Genomic DNA, 17,214 nt, shown 5'->3' with positions numbered 1-17,214 from the left:
CCCGCGATCAGCCCGCGATCAACAGCGCACCGGTGACGAGCTATTCAAACAGAGAGAACTCTGCATGACTATATACAGCCGGGCGGGAAACGCCTGCGGACAGGGGGGCTAACCCCCGTGCCAAGCCCGTGTCGGCTCCCTACCGTGGAACGCATGACCGGAATGGAAGCCCGCGACCCCGAACTCAAGAAGGAACTCGACGCCACCTTGCACGCGCGCAAGGAACTGGGCGCCGACTACGAGTCCGCGCTGGTCGACTCGTTCCTGGAGAAGATCGAACAGCGCCTGGACGGCGCCGTCGACCGCCAGGTGCGCCGCCAGTTCGCGGAACAGCAGATGGTGGTGGCCCGGGACGCGCGTTCCCCGCAGGGGTCCTCGGACTCCTGGGGCGAGCGCTTCGGATTCGGGATCGTCTCCCTCGTTCTCGCGGTCCCCCTGTCCGCCATCGGCGGCGGCGTCGCCCACCTGCCCGGCCTGCTGGTCGCCTGGGCGGGCATCGTCGGCGTCAACGTGGTCCAGGCCGCGCGCTTCTCACCGAACCTCTTCGGGCGGCGCAGGACCAAGCCGACCTCGGACTGGGACGGGTGACGAAGAGACACGGGGAACAGGACAGCACGGCGAACAGAGCGGCACGGGAAGCAGCACAGACGGGAAGCAGGACAGCACGGGAACGCCGAAGGGCCCGGTACCTGAGCAGGTACCGGGCCCTTCGTGAAGCTTGCGCGGGGACCGCCGCACCCCCGTTGCCGGGGGGCGGGACGACGGCGGTCCCCGCGAGGGACGCGAGCCGGGTCAGGGCCGAGCTGCGCGTCCGTGGCGTCCATGGAGGTCCGGGAGCCGCTCCGGAGGTCCTTGGCGCCGTTTCGGTGCCGGCCGGGGCGGGGAGCCTCCCCCAGTGCTGTACGCCTGGGAGGTACTTCCCTCGCCCTTGCCGACATCCACCAATGTGCCGTACCCGTGTTAAGCGTGTGCTGCGCGGACGTGACGCGCTCGTACCACTTCCACGAAGTTCCGCCGTGACCGCCCACACCGGAAGTCCCGCTCCGGCGCGCGCGGTTCACCGGACGTTCTACTGCCGTCCACCCTTGGCCAGGAAGGACAGCAGGTCCTGCCGGCTGACGACCCCGGTGGGCTTGCCCTCGACCAGGACGATCGCGGCGTCGGCCGCGCCGAGCACGGTCATCAGGTCGCCGACCGGTTCACCGGAGCCGACCTGCGGCAGCGGCGCCGACATGTGCTTCTCCAGCGGGTCGGTGAGCGAGGCCCGCTGGGTGAACAGCGCGTCGAGCAGCTCCCGTTCGACGACGGAGCCCACGACCTCGGCGGCCATCACGTCCGGGTGTCCGGCGCCCGGCTTCACGATGGGCATCTGCGAGACGCCGTACTCGCGCAGCACCTCGATCGCCTCGCCGACCGTCTCGTCGGGGTGCATGTGGACGAGGTGCGGCATCGCGCCGTGCGCCTTGTCGCTGAGGACGTCGGCGACGCGGGCGCTGGGGCCCTCGTCCTCCAGGAAGCCGTAGTCGGCCATCCACTCGTCGTTGAAGATCTTGCTGAGGTAGCCGCGCCCGCTGTCGGGGAGGAGGACGACGACCACGTCGTCCGGGCCGAGCCGCTCCGCGACCCGCAGCGCGGCCACGACGGCCATCCCGCAGGAGCCGCCGACGAGCAGGCCCTCCTCCTTGGCGAGGCGCCGGGTCATCTGGAAGGAGTCCTTGTCGGACACGGCGACGATCTCGTCGGCGACGGTCCGGTCGTACGCGGTCGGCCAGAAGTCCTCGCCGACGCCCTCGACCAGATACGGGCGCCCGGAGCCGCCGGAGTAGACCGACCCCTCGGGGTCGGCCCCCACGACCTGGACCCTGCCCTCGCTGACGTCCTTCAGGTAGCGGCCGGTGCCGGAGATCGTGCCGCCGGTGCCGACGCCCGTGACGAAGTGGGTGATCCGCCCCTCCGTCTGCGTCCACAGCTCAGGGCCGGTGGAGTGATAGTGCGAGGCGGGATTGTCGGCGTTCGAGTACTGGTCGGGCTTCCAGGCTCCGGGCGTCTCCCGCACCAGCCGGTCGGAGACGTTGTAGTACGAGTCGGGGTGCTCCGGGTCGACCGCGGTCGGGCAGACGACGACCTCGGCCCCGTACGCGCGCAGCACGTTGATCTTGTCGGTGCTCACCTTGTCGGGGCACACGAAGATGCATTTGTAGCCCTTCGTCTGGGCCACGATGGCAAGGCCCACACCCGTGTTGCCGCTGGTCGGCTCGACGATCGTGCCACCCGGCTGCAGTGCGCCGCTCTTCTCCGCGGCCTCGATCATGCGCAGGGCGATGCGGTCCTTCACGGAGCCGCCGGGGTTGAAGTACTCGACCTTCGCGAGGACGGTCGCCTGGATGCCGGCGGTCACGCTGTTGAGCCTCACCAGCGGGGTGTTGCCGACGAGACTGATCATCGAGTCGTGGAATTGCACCGTTGTCTCCGGAGCTGAAAAGAAATGGTCGGGGTGGTTCCGTCAGCCTAAGCCCCTCCTGGGCGTTCACACCGCGTTGAGATTGGCCGACGGTCTGTACGGGGCAAGGAGTGGGTGTACGGCTAGAAGGAGGTGGCGGCTTCGCATGTCGAGCTTGTCGAGGGCGAGGGTGGCACGGCGGATCGCGGCGGGCGCGGCGTACGGCGGCGGCGGGATCGGGCTGTTGGGCGCGGCGGCGGTCGGAGTGGTGCTGGCCGAGGTGCAGCTGGCGAAACGGCAGGTGGGTCATGGGCGCAGTCCCCACCCGCCGAGCGCGGACGGCCTGTACGGGTATGTGTACGCCGGTGGGGAGGAACCGCTGCGCCTGACGATGCTCGGTGACTCGACGGCGGCGGGGCAGGGCGTGTACCGGGCCCGGCAGACTCCGGGCGCGCTGCTGGCGTCCGGGCTCGCGGCGGTGGCGGAACGGCCGGTGCGGCTGCGGAACGTGGCACTGCCCGGCGCCCAGTCCGACGACCTGGACCGCCAGGTCCGGCTGGTCCTCGCGGATCCGGACGGGTTGCCCGAGGTGTGCGTGATCATGGTCGGCGCGAACGACGTGACGCACCGGATGCCGGCGACGCGGTCGGTCCGTCACCTGTCGGCCGCGGTACGCCGACTGCGTACGGCCGGTGCGGAGGTGATCGTCGGCACCTGTCCCGACCTGGGCACGATCGAGCCGGTCCACCGGCCGCTGCGGTGGTTCGCGCGGCGGGCCTCGCGTCAGCTGGCGGCGGCACAGACGATCGGCACGGTCGAGCAGGGCGGACGGACGGTGTCGCTGGGCGACCTGCTGGGACCGGAGTTCGCGGAGAACCCGCGCGAGCTGTTCGGGCCCGACAGTTACCACCCTTCGGCGGAGGGGTACGCGACGGCGGCGATGGCCGTGCTGCCGACGGTGTGCGCCGCGCTGGGGTTGTGGCCCGCGGAGGAGGAGCGGCCTGACGTGTCCCGTCGGGAGGGGTTCCTGCCGGTGGCACGCGCGGCTGCGGAGGCGGCGTCGGAGCCGGGTACGGAGGTGGCGGCGGCCATGCCGACGGGGCCGCGGGGGCCATGGGCCCTCCTCAAGCGGCGCCGCCGTCGGCGCGTCCCGGCGTCCGACCCGGCCCCGACGTCCCCCTGACCGTCACCGCATGGGGGCTCCGCCCCCTCGCCCCCTTCTGCGCAGTTCCCCGCGCCCCTGGGCACCCAGGGGCGCGGGGAACTGCGCGGCCCGCCCCCACCGGACCCGCAGCCGAATCCGAAGGAAAAAGCAAGCGCTTGGAAAGTGCGGCCGGAGTCACACCGTGACACCCGTGACCTCACCCATACGGACGGGTAGCTTCCCAAGCAGGTCCGCCCGATCCACCCGCGACGCCAATGGAGCCGTAGATGCCCGAAGCCGTGATCGTCTCGACCGCCCGCTCCCCCATCGGCCGCGCATTCAAGGGCTCCCTCAAGGACCTGCGCCCCGACGACCTCACCGCCACCATCATCCAGGCGGCCCTCGCCAAGGTCCCGGAGCTCGACCCGAAGGACATCGAGGACCTGATGCTCGGCTGCGGCCTCCCCGGCGGCGAGCAGGGCAACAACCTCGGCCGCATCGTGGCCGTGCAGATGGGCATGGACCACCTCCCCGGCTGCACGATCACCCGTTACTGTTCCTCCTCGCTCCAGACGACCCGCATGGCCCTGCACGCCATCAAGGCCGGCGAGGGCGACGTCTTCATCTCGGCGGGCGTCGAGCTGGTGTCGCGCTTCACGAAGGGCAACTCCGACAGCCTCCCGGACACCCACAACCCGCTCTTCGCGGACGCGGAGGCCCGCACCGCCGAGGTCGCCGCGAGCGAGGGCGCGTCCTGGCACGACCCGCGTGAGGACGGCCTCGTCCCGGACGCGTACATCGCGATGGGCCAGACCGCGGAGAACCTCGCCCGGATCAAGGGCGTCACCCGCCAGGACATGGACGAGTTCGGTGTCCGCTCGCAGAACCTCGCCGAGGAAGCCGTCAAGAACGGCTTCTGGGAGCGCGAGATCACCCCGGTGACCACCCCGGACGGCACGGTCGTCAGCAAGGACGACGGCCCCCGCGCCGGCGTCACGCTGGACGGCGTCGCGGGCCTCAAGCCCGTCTTCCGCCCCGACGGCATGGTCACGGCGGCCAACTGCTGCCCACTGAACGACGGCGCCGCCGCCCTCGTGATCATGTCCGACACGAAGGCCCGCGAGCTCGGCCTGACCCCGCTGGCCCGGATCGTCTCGACCGGCGTCACGGGCCTCTCCCCCGAGATCATGGGCCTGGGCCCGGTGGAGGCGTCGAAGCAGGCCCTCTCCCGCGCCGGCCTGACGGTCGACGACATCGACCTGTTCGAGATCAACGAGGCGTTCGCCGCCCAGGTGATCCCCTCCTACCGCGACCTGGAGATCCCGCTGGAGAAGCTGAACGTGAACGGCGGCGCGATCGCGGTGGGCCACCCCTTCGGCATGACCGGCGCCCGCATCACCGGCACGCTCATCAACTCCCTCCAGTTCCACGACAAGCAGTTCGGCCTGGAGACGATGTGCGTGGGCGGCGGCCAGGGCATGGCGATGGTCATCGAGCGCCTGAGCTGACGCACAAGCACGCGCGCCGTAACCGCAGTTGAACGCAGGGTGAACGAAGCGACCCGGAGTCCCGCACCCGACGGGGCTCTGGGTCGTTTTGTGATCGAATCTCCCCCAGGATGTGACCTAACTCCCTTCGGGGAGGGATTTATGCAGGTCAGAGCCGGTCCACAGGGAAACGTCGGGGCTAAAGTCCTGTCCTTTTCGTGACGTTACGCACTGACAGCTGGTTAGTCCACCCTTCAAGCTGATGTAGGAAGTCGGGGGTCGACTTTGAACCGGGAGTACGTCAGTGAGCACCACGTTTCTCGCTCTGCTGCTCGCCACAGCCACCACCACGGCCGTGGGCGTCGCCGTTCTGCGCACCCTGCTGGCCCTGCGCCGACAGGTGGCGGACCTGCACACCGAACTCGCCAGAAGCCGCTCCACGGCCCTCAGCGGCCTCGTACCGGCCGCCCGCGGAGCCGCCGACGCGGACGAGATACGGGCCGCCGTGGCCGAGGCCCTCGCCGAGGAGCGCGAGCGTGAGCTCGCCGAGGCACGCGCGTTCTGGGCCGCCCAGGAGGCACGCGACGCAGGCGACGCGCCGACGCTGCTCGGTCTGCCCGACAGCGAGCTGTTCCTGCCGCGCCAGGCCGACTTCATCGGCCTCGAACACCTGGAGCCGGTGACCGAACCGGCCGCCGACACCGACGAGTTCTCCGGCGACTCCGCCGAGCTGGCCGCGGCCCGCCGGCGCCACCCCTCGCACCCGGACTTCGTCCCGGTCCAGTCGCCCATGGTGAACGACCACGAGCGCACGGTGTCCTGCCTTGAGGAACTGGCCGACTCCCGTACGGAGTTGGCGGACGTCCGCCCCGGCCCCCTCGGCACTCTCGACGTGTACGTCTTCGCCGACGGCACCACCCTCTGCATGACCCCTGGCCACCGCGAGACCGCCGAACGCCTTGCCGAGTCCCTGCGCACCGGGCACCCGCCGGTCCTGCTCGGCGGCTCGGGAGTCTCGGGCGCCTACGCGCTCACCTTCGAGTGCGGCCAGGAGAACGTCTACGTCCTGGCGGACCGCGTCATAGCGTCGTTGTAACCGTCCGCGTCACACACCCGCCCTCTTCTGCGCCTCCTCCACGAGCACCAGCGCCTCCGCCAGTTCCGCCTCGGTCCTCAGTACGAGTGCGAGGTCGTGCACGGCCACCGTGATCTGATCCGCCGACGCGAACATGCCCGCGTCCGGCATCTCCCGGGGGGCCTGCCCGGGGTTCTCAAGCCGCTGGGCGCGCAGGGCCAACTCCCTGGCCAGGCCCAGTGCCTCGGCCGCGGCCCCCCGTTGCAGCCGGCTCTGCGGCGCGGCCCGCAGCCGGTCGGCGAAGTGGTCCACGGCACGTGTCAACGGCGTCGTATCAAGCACGTCGCGAGACTACGCGTCGCAACCGGACTGTTGCCAACGACCGAACGCTCAGGCACGGTGGCGTGAAGGACCGGCTTACATCCCCTTTGCGTCCGGAGGCGCCGATGTCCCAAGTCTTCTCCGCGGAGACCCATCGCAATCTGCTCGCCCGCATCCCCCATTGCACCGGTCGTGAGATCTCCGACTGGCTGCGCACCGTCGACGAAGGCCCCGCACTCCACCGCTTCGAGGAGAAGGTCAGCTGGCTCCGTGCCGAGCACGACCTCGCGTACGGCCACGCCAAGGCGATCATCCACGAGTACGACCTGAGGAGAGCCGCGCGCAACCTGCGTTGAGCGCGCCTTCACTCCGCTCCCGCACCAAAAGGCCCTGCGCCGAAAAAGAATGAAGGGCCCCGCGAACCGAGGTTCGCGGGGCCCTTCGTCGTGTCCCTCGCTCACGCGGAGCGCAGGCGCCTAGGCCGAGCTAGTCGTTGCCACTGAAGATCGCCACCAGCCGCAGCATCTCCAGGTAGATCCAGACGAGGCTCATGGTCAGACCGAACGCGGCCAGCCAGGCCTCGTCACGCGGCGCGCCGTAGGCGATGCCGTCCTCGATCTGCTTGAAATCGAGCGTCAGGAAGAACGCGCCCAGGACGATCGCCAGGATGCCGACGATCGCGCCGAGCGGGCCCATGCTGCGCAGCCCGCCGTCGTCGGCGACACCGAAGACGACCAGCAGCAGGTTGACCGCCATGACCAGCACGAAGGCGATCGCGATGGCCATACCGATGCGCGCGTACCTCGCGGTGACCCGGATCCAGCCCGCCTTGTAGATCAGCAGGGTGGCGCCGGAGACGGCCATGGTGCCGAGCACGGCCTGGAAGGGCGCGCCGGACCACCTGCTGTTGTACATCTCGCTGATCACGCCGAGGAACACGCCCTCGAAGGCGGCGTACGCCAGGATCAGCAGGGGTGAGGCCTTGCGCTTGAAGGCCTGGACCAGCGCGAAGACCATCGCGATGAGCGCCGAGCCGATGGCCAGGCCGAAGCTGCTCGACGTGACCGGCAGCAGGACCCAGGCGAGCACGGCACCGACGGTGACGGTACCGAGGGTCATGGCCGTCCGCGCGACGACGTCGTCCATCGTCATGCGGCCGGCGGCGGGCGGGGCCTGCGGCGGCGCGCCGTGCTGCAGGTCCTGCTGTGCGTACGGGTTCTGAGCGTAAGGATTCTGCGCGTACGGGTCGCCGCTCTGCGGGGCACCGGGGGCACCCTGTGCGTACGGGTTCCCCTGCGTTCCGACAGCGGGGCCCCCGGCCTGCGGCGCCGCGTTGAAGCCCGCGTAGCCGTTGTCGCGGCTGAACCCCCGTCGCGAGAAGACCGGGTTGCTGCTCCTCATTTCACTCCTCCATGGCCACCTTGCGCGGCCTTGGCTCAAGAGTAATGGGTAGGCAAAAGAATGCATCCAGTGCCTGAGAGGATCTTTCCCCTCTTGTGACCGGGAACACCGGGTCTCACCCCCGCATTCCCCCGTACCGGTAGAACGCCGGTACGTACCCGTCCGGTTCCCCCGCCAGGGGTCTTTCACTCCAGGGCGAAGCCGGTGTACCCCTCCGCGAGGTCCTGCTCGGCGGCGCGCGCGGAGGCGAGCCGCTCCAGCCGGGCCAGCTGGATCCGGTCCTCGAAGGGCGTCGCCCCGGGTGAGCGGTGCAGCAGCGTCGTCATCTCGTACGAGAACCGCTCGGCCTGCCACACGCGGCGCAGGCAGGTCTCCGAGTAGGCGTCGAGCAGTGCGTCCGATCCGGTCTCCTCGCGGTGGGCCAGCGCCCGCGCGAAGGTGACGACGTCACCGACCGCGAGGTTCAGGCCCTTGGCGCCGGTCGGCGGCACGATGTGGGCGGCGTCCCCGGCCAGGAAGAGCCGCCCGTGGCGCATCGGCTCGTGGACATGGCTGCGCATGGGAGTGACGGACTTGGCGGTGACGGGCCCCCTCGCCAGCCGCCAGTCGTCGTCCGTCTCGAAGCGGCGCTCCAGCTCGTCCCAGATCTCCTCGTCGCTCCACGACTCGGCGTCCGTGCCCTCTGGCACCTGGAGGTAGAGCCGGGAGACGACGGGCGAGCGCATGGACAGCAGGGCGAAACCGCGGTCGTGACGGGCGTAGACGAGCTCGTCGTGCGACGGGGGCACGTCGGCGAGGATCCCCAGCCATCCGAAGGGGTACGTCCGCTCGAAGACCTGGGTGAGTTCCTCGGGGATCGCCTTGCGGGCCACGCCCCAGAAGCCGTCGCACCCGACGACGTACGCGCACTCCAGGACGTCCTCCCGCCCCTCGTGCCGGAAGCGCACCCGGGGGCTGTCGGTGCCGGCCCCCTCCACGGCCAGCGCCTCCGCCTCGAAGAGCAGCGGGCCGCCCTCCTTGAGCTGGAGCGCGATGAGGTCCTTGCACACCTCGGTCTGGGCGTAGACCGTCACGGACCGCCCGCCGGTGAGGGCGGGGAAGTCGATCCGGTGGCGCCTGCGCGCGAACCGCAGCTCGATGCCGTCGTGGCGCAGCCCCTCGCGGTCCATACGGGCGCCGGCGCCCGCGGCCCGCAGCACGTCCACGGTCCCCTGCTCCAGGATTCCGGCGCGCTGGCGCTGCTCCACGTAACCGCGGTCCCGGCTCTCCAGTACGACGGAGTCGATCCCCGCGTTGTGCAGCAGCCTCGCCAGCAGCAGGCCGGCCGGTCCGGCCCCGATGATCCCGACGGTGGTACGCATCGACACGCCCCTTCGCGCTCCGACGACTCCCGTGAGCGCCGTCAGCGTAGTTCGCCGCCGTCCGCCGTCGTGAGCCTTTGTTCGCTGGGTGAAGTTTTATTCACCACTTTCCGCTCATGAGAGTCTCCGACGGGCGCAACCCGCTGTCAACGGTCGAGTGGTGAAGTCTTCAATGAAGGATGCACCCTTCGTCGCGATACGCCGGGAAGGGCGGGGAAGACCGGGGAAGGGTGAAAGTGTCGGTGGTGCCCGGAACCGGACTTGAACCGGTACGCCCGTTAAGGGCAGCGAGGTTTAAGCTCGCCGTGTCTGCATTCCACCATCCGGGCAGGCCATGGACTCCGCTTCGAGTGTCCCGAGCCTATCGGGACAGATCCCCCGAACAGCGGTGGGGCGACCCGATGTTGTCTTATTTTATTGGCGTCTGAGGGTGCATCAGCCCACGGTATGCGCCATCCGCACATGCCACGTGCCTTTCGACGTGCACGGGACCGCGCCCGGGGAATGACGTGATTTCACCGCCCGAACGAGCGGAACCTGACGAACCGTCGCCGTTTTGCTCATCGGGTTGCTCCTCGGCTTGCTCCCGGCTTCCTCTCGGCTTCCTCTCGGGGGCGGGTGTCATCCCCAGGTATGACCCGGGGCCGCGGGGTCCGACCCGAGTCCCCCCTCGGAACCGGAACAGGGGGTGACTACACGGCGGCGGCCGGCGCCGACGATGGAACGGTCGTCCACTCGTCGTCGTACCGACAAGGAGCACCCTTCCGTGACCACCACTCCCCTCGCCGAACGGTCCACCGCGGTGGCCGCCCGTGCCACGGAACTGTCGAAGGTCTACGGACAGGGGGAGACCCAGGTGGTCGCTCTGGACCGGGTCTCCGTCGACTTCCGGCAGGCCGAGTTCACCGCGATCATGGGCCCCTCCGGCTCCGGCAAGTCCACGCTGATGCACTGCGTGGCGGGGCTGGACAGTTTCTCCTCCGGCTCGGTCCGCATCGGGGAGACCGAGCTGGGCTCCCTCAAGGACAAGCAGCTGACGAAGTTGCGCCGGGACAAGATCGGCTTCATCTTCCAGGCGTTCAACCTGCTGCCGACCCTCACCGCGCTGGAGAACATCACGCTCCCCATGGACATCGCCGGCCGCAAGCCGGACAAGGAGTGGCTGCACAAGGTGATCGAGATGGTGGGTCTGGCCGACCGGCTCTCCCACCGGCCCTCGGAGCTCTCCGGTGGTCAGCAGCAGCGTGTGGCCGTGGCGCGTGCGCTGGCGTCCCGCCCGGACATCATCTTCGGCGACGAGCCGACCGGGAACCTGGACTCGCGCTCGGGTGCGGAGGTACTGGGCTTCCTGCGCAACTCCGTCCGGGAGATGGGGCAGACGGTCGTGATGGTCACCCATGACCCGGTGGCGGCGGCGTACGCGGACCGGGTGATCTTCCTGGCCGACGGGCGGGTGGTGGACGAGGTGCACGCGCCGACGGCTGACGCGGTGCTGGACCGCATGAAGCGCTTCGACGCGAAGGGCCGCACCAGTTGACTGGGGCGCCCCCCTACAACCCCGTGCCTGAGCCCGGCCCCCTCCCGCGGCCCGGCGGGGGCGGCTGCCTGAGCCCGACACCCTCCCGCGGCCCGGTGGGGGCGGGCCGCGCAGTTCCCCGCGCCCCTGAAGGGGCACGCCCGACCGGCCCCGCGCCCCTGACGGGGCACGTTTCCGGGAGCGCGTAACCGGCTTCAGGGGCGCGGGGAACTGCGCAACAAGCCCTCACCGCCCGCTTTTAGGGGCGCGGGGAACTGCGCGACAAGCCCCCACCGGGCCGCACCCGACACACCACCCCCGCCGGCTCCCACCTTCAGGGGCGCGGGGAACGGCGCAACAGGCCCCCACCGGCCGTCAGCCGACATCACGCATTCACCCATCCCACCTGGACTGAGAAGACATGCTCCGTACCGCCCTGCGCAACGTGCTAGCGCACAAGGCCAGGCTCCTGATGACCGTGCTCGCCGTAATGCTGGGCGTGGCGTTCGTCTCCGGCACCCTGGTCTTCACCAACACCATCTCGGACGCGTACCAGAAGAGTTCGGCGAAGGGCTTCGACCAGGTCGACGTGGCCGTCGAGCCGGACTACCCGGACGACGGGAGCGACGACCTCGGCAAGGAGCCCGACCTGCCCCAGGCGCTGCTGGACAAGGCCGCCGAGGCCCCCGGCGCCGAGTCCGCCATCGGCGTGGTCACCGGCTTCACCGCCATCGCCGGCAAGGACGGCAAGCTCGTCGGCGGCGGCTTCCAGTCGCAGGGCGGCAACTACTGGGGCGACAAGGACCCCCGCTACCCCCTGAAGAGCGGCAAGGCCCCGTCCGGCGAGGACGAGGTCGCCATCGACGCGGAGACGGCGAAGCGGGCCGGCTACAAGGTCGGCGACACCGTGCGGCTCTCGGTCGACGGCCCGGTCCTCACCCCCACCGTCACCGCCGTCTTCACCACGGACGACGGCAACGTCGCCGCCGGCGGCAGCCTCGCCCTCTTCGACACGGCCACCGCGCAGCGGCTCTTCCACAAGACCGGCGCGTACGGCGAGATCGACGTGAAGGCGGCCCCGGGCACCAGCCAGACCGCGCTCCGGGCGAGCCTCGAAAAGGTCCTCCCGCAGGACCTCACCTCCACCACGACCGGTCAGAAGCTCGCCGACGACCAGGCCGAGATGATCGAGGCCGAGATGAGCGGCCTCAAGACCGGCCTGCTGGTCTTCGCCGGCATCGCCCTGTTCGTCGGCACGTTCATCATCGCCAACACCTTCACCATGCTGGTCGCCCAGCGCACCAAGGAACTGGCGCTGCTGCGCGCGGTGGGCGCCTCCCGCAAGCAGGTCACCCGCTCGGTGCTCCTCGAAGCCTTCCTGGTCGGCACGGTCGCCGCCGTCACGGGCCTGCTCGCCGGTATCGGCATCGGCGCGGGCCTGCGCGCCCTCATGGGCCTGCTGGACGCCACGGTCCCGGCCGGACCGCTGGTCATCACCCCGGGCACGGTCGGCACGTCGTTCGCCGTCGGCATCCTGATCACGATGCTGGCCGCCTGGCTCCCGGGCCGCCGCGCCGCGAAGATCCCGCCGGTCGCGGCGATGAGCAGCGTGCACGCCACGGCGACCACCAAGTCACTGGTGCTGCGCAACACCCTCGGCGCCCTGATCGCGGCGGCGGGCGTCACCGTCGTCCTCTACGCCACGACGCTGAACGGCACGGACGGCCAGGCCCCGATGGGCTTCGGCGCTGTCCTGCTGATCATCGGCGTCTTCATCCTCACGCCGCTCCTCTCCCGCCCGCTGATCGCGAGCGCGGCCCCGGTCCTGCGGATCTTCGGCGTCTCGGGCAAGCTGGCCCGCCAGAACTCCGTACGCAACCCCCGCCGCACCGCCGCCACCGCCTCCGCCCTGATGATCGGGCTGACCCTCATCACCGGTATGACGGTGATGGCGGGCAGCCTCCAGAGGGGCATCGACAAGATGGCCACGTCCGCGCTGAAGGCGGACTACGTGGTCTCGATGGCGAACTTCAACGACCTCTCGCCGGACGTCGAGAAGAAGCTCGCGAAGACCGACGGCGTCACGACCATCAGCGCCCTGCGCGACGCGCCCGCGCGTATCGACGGCGACACCGATTACGTGACCGGTGTGAAGGGCTCCGCGATCGGCGAACTGACCGATCTGAAGGTCGACAACGGCTCCTTCGAGGTCAGCGGCACCCAGGCGGTGGTGGACGACGACACCGCCGAGAACCACGGCTGGAAGGCCGGTTCGACGTTCTCCGTCTCGTACGAGGACGGCAAGAAGCGGCAGCTGACGGTCGCCGGTGTCTATGAGGGCAACGAGATGATCCGGGGCATCATGGTCGACATCGCGACCCTCGCCCCGAACCAGACGAACCCGGGCGACGCGCAGGTCATGCTGAAGACCTCCGGCGGCACGTCCGACGCGACCAAGGACAGGCTGGAGAAGGCGCTCGGCAACAACCCGGCCGTCAAGGTCCAGGACAAGCAGGACGTCTCCAACGAGATCGCCCAGATGTTCACGCTGATGCTGAACATGCTCTACGGCCTGCTCGCGATGGCCGTCCTCGTCGCCGTCCTCGGCGTGATCAACACCCTCGCCATGTCCGTCTTCGAGCGTTCGCAGGAGATCGGCATGCTCCGGGCGATCGGCCTCGACCGCAAGGGGATCAAGCGGATGGTCCGCCTGGAGTCCCTGGTCATCTCTCTCTTCGGCGGAGTGCTCGGGGTGAGCCTGGGCGTGTTCTTCGGCTGGGCCGCGGGTGAACTCGCGGGCGCCAAGATGCCGACGTACGAGCTGGTGCTGCCCTGGGAGCGGATGGCCGTCTTCCTGCTCCTGGCGGCGGCCGTCGGTGTCCTCGCGGCCCTGTGGCCGGCCCGCCGGGCGGCGCGCCTGAACATGCTGTCGGCGATCAAGTCCGAGTAGCCGGCGCCGCACGACCGCCGGTAGGCCGATGGGGCCCGTTCCGTCAGGAACGGGCCCCATCGGCCCACCAGGATCCGCTCAGTTCCAGGTACGGGCCCGCAGCGGCATGCCCGACGCGCCGGAGCCCGGCGTGCGCACCGCCAGCACCTGGTTGACGCCGATGCGGTTGCGTTCGAAGGCGAGCGCCGAGGCGGCCATGTAGAGGCGCCAGACGCGGGCCCGGCCGGGGCTGGTGAGCTTGACGGCCCGGGTCCAGTCCGCCTCCAGGTTGGCCACCCAGCGGCGCAGGGTGAGCGCGTAGTGCTCCCGGATCGACTCGACGTCACGCACCTCGAACCCGGCACTCTCCAGCTGGGTCACGGTCTCGCCGATCGGCGCGAGCTCGCCGTCGGGGAAGACGTACGCGTCGATGAACTCGTCGATCTCGTACGCCGCCTCGTCGCGCCACGGCCGGCGCCCGATCTGGTGGTTCAGCAGCCGTCCGCCCGGCTTGAGGAGGGCGAACAGATCCTGCGCGTACTCCAGATAGCGTTCGCTGCCGACGTGTTCGGCCATCCCGATGGAGGAAATGGCGTCGTACGGCCCGTCGCCGACGTCCCGGTAGTCCTGGACGCGGATCTCGATCCGGTCGGTGAGCCCTTCCTCCGCGACGCGCTTACGGGCGTACGCGGCCTGCTCCTGGGACAGCGTCACGCCGACGACGCTCACGCCGTGCTCGCGGGCCGCGTGGATGGCCATCGAGCCCCAGCCGCAGCCGACGTCGAGCAGCCGCATGCCCGGCTTCAGGTCCAGCTTGCGGGCGATGAGCCCGAGCTTGTCGCGCTGAGCGTCCTCCAGAGTGCCGTCCGGGGCCTCCCAGTAGGCGCACGAGTAGACCATGGACGGCCCGAGGACGATCTCGTAGAAGTCGTTGCCGACGTCGTAGTGGTGGCTGATCGCCCGCCGGTCGCTGCGCTTGGTGTGCAGATGGGAGAGCCGGGACCGTCTGCGCACCTCCTCGTGGGGCGGGGCGGGCGGCAGGGGCGAGCCCGCCATCCGTACGAGCCCGCGCACGGCGGACCGCACGTCGGGGTCCCGCAGGGCCTGGGCCAGGGTCCTGGCGTCCTCCCCGCGCTCCCAGACCATCTCGGCCACCGCGTCCAGTACGGCGTACAGGTCGCCGTCCACCGTGAGGTCACCGGCGACCCAGGCCCTCGCCAGGCCCAATTCCCCCGGCTTCCACAGGAGTCGGCGCAGCGCCCGCCGGTTCCGTACGACGAGCACGGGTGTGCCCGGCGGTCCCGCTTCCGAACCGTCCCAGGCACGAATCCGCACCGGGAGCGGGGCTCCCAGCAGCTGTTCCATCAGCGCCTTGAGCCGAAGCGCCGCGTCCTGCATGACGCACACCTCCGTGACGAGGAATTCCACAAACTCCAACACCACGTAAACACCAACGGGGCCGGAGCGCAGTCCCGCGAAAGCGTCATGTTCGAGCAAAATACATGCAGACACCATGTACTAGGCGGTGGGTGTCCGGCGTATTCCTGGGGGCTGCGCCCTCAGACCCCCGTCGCGCTGACGCGCTCGTCCTCGAACGCCGGACGGGCTGAAAGATGTCTTTCAGCCCGTCCGGCGTTTGAGGACCGGGGGTTCGGGGGCGGAGCCCCCGGGAAACGCCGAAGGGGCCTCCCGCACCACGGATGGCGGAAGACCCCTTCAGAGCAAGCGGGTACGGCGGTGACCGGAGGTCAGGAGGCCTTCGCCTTCTCCTCCGTCTTCGCGACAGCGGCCGGCGCGGGCGCGGGCTTCGCCGCCTCGTAGAACTCCTCGCGAGGAGTCTCCATCGCGCCGAGCGAGACGACCTCACGCTTCAGGAACACGGCCAGCGTCCAGTCCGCGAAGACCCGGATCTTCCGGTTCCAGGTCGGCATGGCCAGCCCGTGGTACCCACGGTGCATGTACCAGGCCAGCCGCCCCTTGAGCTTGATCTTCATCTTGCCCACGACGATGAACGCGACGCCCTTGTGCAGCCCGAGCCCGGCGACCGCACCCTTGTTGGCGTGGCTGTACTCCTTCTGCGGGAAGCCCCGCATACCGGAGATCACGTTGTCGCCGAGGACCCGCGCCTGGCGCAGCGCGTGCTGGGCGTTCGGCGGGCACCAGGCGTTCTCGTTGCCGGCCTTGCGGCCGACGAGGTCGGGCACCTGGGCGTTGTCGCCGGCGGACCAGATGTAGTCCGTGCCCTGCACCTGGAGGGTGGTCCCGGTGTCCACGTGACCACGGGGGCCGAGCGGCAGGCCGAAGCGGGAGAGCACCGGGTTGGGCTTGACGCCGGCCGTCCACACGATCGTGCTGGAGTCGACCTCAAGGCCGTTCTTCAGGACCACGTGGCCGTCGACGCAGGAGTCCATGGAGGTGGAGAGGTAGACCTCGACCCCACGTCCTTCGAGGTGCTCCTTGCCGTACTGGCCGAGCTTGGGGCCGACCTCGGGAAGGATCTTGTCCGCGGCGTCGACGAGGATGAAGCGCATGTCCTCGCGGGACACGTTGGTGTAGTACTTCGAGGCGTCCCGGGCCATGTCCTCGACCTCGCCGATGGTCTCCGCGCCTGCGAAGCCACCGCCGACGAAGACGAAGGTCAGCGCCTTGCGGCGGACATCCTCGTCGGTCGTGGAGTCGGCCTTGTCGAGCTGCTCAAGGACGTGGTTGCGCAGGCCGATGGCCTCCTCGATGCCCTTCATGCCGATGCCCTGCTCGGCGAGGCCGGGGATCGGGAAGGTGCGGGAGACCGCGCCCATCGCGATGACGAGGTAGTCGAAGGGCAGCTCGTACGCCTCGCCCACGAGGGGGGCGATCGTGGCGGCCTTCCGGTCCTGGTCGATGGTCGTGACCCGGCCGGTGAGGACTTCCGCCTTGGGCAGCACGCGTCGCAGCGGGACGACGACGTGCCGAGGCGAAATGCTGCCTGCGGCTGCTTCGGGGAGGAAGGGCTGGTAGGTCATGTACGACCGGGGGTCGACGACCGTGACGGTCGCCTCGCCGTAGCGCATCTTCTTGAGGATGCGCCGAGCTGCGTACAGGCCTACGTACCCACCGCCTACTACGAGGATCCTGGGACGCTCCGTGGTGCTCATGCCATCGAGTATCCACCTGTCCCAGGGGGGTCGCTCGTGCGCCCCTTCACAAGCTTCTTCACACCCTCTGCTACACTGCGCGGCCCACGTGACCCAGGTCATGTTCCGGCAGGGGAACCAGCGCGTGCCGTGACCCGTTGTCAATGCCGCCTGAGCTGCCACTCCGGCCCCTCCGGCCTCCTGGACCAGTCCTCCGCTTCATACGATCGCAGCACGCGCGAAACAGCCCGTTGATCATGCTTAGGACCCCGTGGAAGGCCCAGGAGTACCCGGAGGGAGCAAAACCTCCCTCAACAGGGCCGATTCTCTTGTGAAGAACTTCACGAAGTTTTCCGCAGGGCTGCCGGGCAGGTCGTTTCCAAGCCCTCTCCGGGCCCCTCAAGTGCGCTCATACGGTGTCGGACCT

General features: G+C 69.8%; 13 protein-coding genes and 1 tRNA gene. 7 read left to right on the top strand and 7 right to left on the bottom strand.

Annotation, left to right across the window (positions count from 1 at the left end; all coding sequences use genetic code 11):
• Positions 1-162 precede the first annotated feature (162 nt).
• Positions 163-588, top strand: coding sequence for a hypothetical protein (locus ACH4DZ_RS09320; protein ID WP_398287052.1), 426 nt, complete (start codon positions 163-165; stop codon positions 586-588).
• 481 nt (positions 589-1,069) lie between these two features.
• Here the strand turns inward: ACH4DZ_RS09320 and ACH4DZ_RS09315 are convergent, their stop codons facing one another.
• Positions 1,070-2,461 carry a cystathionine beta-synthase gene (locus ACH4DZ_RS09315; RefSeq protein ID WP_398286381.1) on the bottom strand — a complete coding sequence of 464 codons (1,392 nt, stop codon included), beginning with the start codon at positions 2,459-2,461 and terminating at the stop codon, positions 1,070-1,072.
• 145 nt (positions 2,462-2,606) lie between these two features.
• Here ACH4DZ_RS09315 and ACH4DZ_RS09310 point away from each other — a divergent pair, with 145 nt between their 5' ends.
• The 3 genes from ACH4DZ_RS09310 (at position 2,607) to ACH4DZ_RS09300 (ending at position 6,167) form a co-directional block, all read left to right on the top strand.
• Entirely contained in the window at positions 2,607-3,623 is a 1,017-nt protein-coding gene (locus ACH4DZ_RS09310; protein ID WP_398286380.1) for an SGNH/GDSL hydrolase family protein, read from the top strand.
• A 248-nt stretch (positions 3,624-3,871) separates the two neighbouring features.
• Entirely contained in the window at positions 3,872-5,092 is a 1,221-nt protein-coding gene (locus ACH4DZ_RS09305; RefSeq protein ID WP_398286379.1) for an acetyl-CoA C-acetyltransferase, read from the top strand.
• A gap of 283 nt (positions 5,093-5,375) precedes the next feature.
• Positions 5,376-6,167: a hypothetical protein gene (locus ACH4DZ_RS09300; protein WP_398286378.1), complete on the top strand. Its 792-nt coding sequence runs from the start codon at positions 5,376-5,378 to the stop codon at positions 6,165-6,167.
• 9 nt (positions 6,168-6,176) lie between these two features.
• Here ACH4DZ_RS09300 and ACH4DZ_RS09295 read toward each other — a convergent pair whose 3' ends face one another.
• A complete protein-coding gene (locus tag ACH4DZ_RS09295) occupies positions 6,177-6,488 on the bottom strand; it encodes a hypothetical protein (RefSeq protein WP_398286377.1) in 312 nt (103 codons plus the stop codon).
• 104 nt (positions 6,489-6,592) lie between these two features.
• Between ACH4DZ_RS09295 and ACH4DZ_RS09290 the strand changes: the two genes are divergently transcribed.
• Positions 6,593-6,823, top strand: coding sequence for a DUF4287 domain-containing protein (locus ACH4DZ_RS09290; protein WP_107015651.1), 231 nt, complete (start codon positions 6,593-6,595; stop codon positions 6,821-6,823).
• A gap of 130 nt (positions 6,824-6,953) precedes the next feature.
• Here ACH4DZ_RS09290 and ACH4DZ_RS09285 read toward each other — a convergent pair whose 3' ends face one another.
• From ACH4DZ_RS09285 to ACH4DZ_RS09275, 3 genes are all read right to left on the bottom strand, one after another.
• A complete protein-coding gene (locus ACH4DZ_RS09285; RefSeq protein ID WP_398286375.1) occupies positions 6,954-7,868 on the bottom strand; it encodes a Bax inhibitor-1/YccA family protein in 915 nt (304 codons plus the stop codon).
• A gap of 185 nt (positions 7,869-8,053) precedes the next feature.
• The gene (locus ACH4DZ_RS09280; RefSeq protein ID WP_398286374.1) at positions 8,054-9,229 is read right to left on the bottom strand and encodes a 4-hydroxybenzoate 3-monooxygenase; all 1,176 of its coding nucleotides are present in this window, start codon (positions 9,227-9,229) and stop codon (positions 8,054-8,056) included.
• A gap of 243 nt (positions 9,230-9,472) precedes the next feature.
• Positions 9,473-9,558 (bottom strand) — tRNA-Leu (locus ACH4DZ_RS09275).
• Positions 9,559-9,995: 437 nt separating this feature from the next.
• Here ACH4DZ_RS09275 and ACH4DZ_RS09270 point away from each other — a divergent pair.
• Together ACH4DZ_RS09270 and ACH4DZ_RS09265 are read left to right on the top strand one after the other, a co-directional pair.
• Positions 9,996-10,766 (top strand): ABC transporter ATP-binding protein, encoded by a 771-nt coding sequence (locus ACH4DZ_RS09270; RefSeq protein WP_398286373.1) that lies wholly within the window; start codon positions 9,996-9,998, stop codon positions 10,764-10,766.
• A gap of 400 nt (positions 10,767-11,166) precedes the next feature.
• On the top strand, positions 11,167-13,695 hold the full coding sequence (locus tag ACH4DZ_RS09265) for an ABC transporter permease (protein WP_398286372.1): 2,529 nt from the start codon (positions 11,167-11,169) through the stop codon (positions 13,693-13,695).
• A gap of 78 nt (positions 13,696-13,773) precedes the next feature.
• On the opposite strand, the gene ACH4DZ_RS09260 is transcribed toward ACH4DZ_RS09265, so the two are convergent.
• Both ACH4DZ_RS09260 and ACH4DZ_RS09255 read right to left on the bottom strand, forming a co-directional pair.
• On the bottom strand, positions 13,774-15,072 hold the full coding sequence (locus tag ACH4DZ_RS09260) for a class I SAM-dependent methyltransferase (RefSeq protein WP_398286371.1): 1,299 nt from the start codon (positions 15,070-15,072) through the stop codon (positions 13,774-13,776).
• A gap of 350 nt (positions 15,073-15,422) precedes the next feature.
• Positions 15,423-16,808, bottom strand: a complete 1,386-nt coding sequence (locus ACH4DZ_RS09255) for an NAD(P)/FAD-dependent oxidoreductase (protein WP_398286370.1) — start codon at positions 16,806-16,808, stop codon at positions 15,423-15,425.
• Positions 16,809-17,214: the final 406 nt, after the last annotated feature.

Origin of the sequence: Streptomyces sp. NPDC017991, from assembly GCF_044328075.1 — a bacterium.
In the GTDB taxonomy this organism is placed as follows: Bacteria; Actinomycetota; Actinomycetes; order Streptomycetales; family Streptomycetaceae; genus Streptomyces.
This window is presented reverse-complemented; position numbering and strand designations above follow the sequence as displayed.

Excerpts from the sequence above, each read along its gene's own strand:
- ACH4DZ_RS09320 (WP_398287052.1), top strand. The coding sequence starts at position 163 with ATGGAAGCCCGCGACCCCGAACTCAAGAAGGAACTCGACGCCACCTTG.
- ACH4DZ_RS09310 (WP_398286380.1), top strand. The coding sequence starts at position 2,607 with ATGTCGAGCTTGTCGAGGGCGAGGGTGGCACGGCGGATCGCGGCGGGC.
- ACH4DZ_RS09305 (WP_398286379.1), top strand. The coding sequence starts at position 3,872 with ATGCCCGAAGCCGTGATCGTCTCGACCGCCCGCTCCCCCATCGGCCGC.
- ACH4DZ_RS09290 (WP_107015651.1), top strand. The coding sequence starts at position 6,593 with ATGTCCCAAGTCTTCTCCGCGGAGACCCATCGCAATCTGCTCGCCCGC.
- ACH4DZ_RS09285 (WP_398286375.1), bottom strand. The coding sequence starts at position 7,868 with ATGAGGAGCAGCAACCCGGTCTTCTCGCGACGGGGGTTCAGCCGCGAC.
- ACH4DZ_RS09280 (WP_398286374.1), bottom strand. The coding sequence starts at position 9,229 with ATGCGTACCACCGTCGGGATCATCGGGGCCGGACCGGCCGGCCTGCTG.
- ACH4DZ_RS09265 (WP_398286372.1), top strand. The coding sequence starts at position 11,167 with ATGCTCCGTACCGCCCTGCGCAACGTGCTAGCGCACAAGGCCAGGCTC.
- ACH4DZ_RS09260 (WP_398286371.1), bottom strand. The coding sequence starts at position 15,072 with ATGCAGGACGCGGCGCTTCGGCTCAAGGCGCTGATGGAACAGCTGCTG.
- ACH4DZ_RS09255 (WP_398286370.1), bottom strand. The coding sequence starts at position 16,808 with ATGAGCACCACGGAGCGTCCCAGGATCCTCGTAGTAGGCGGTGGGTAC.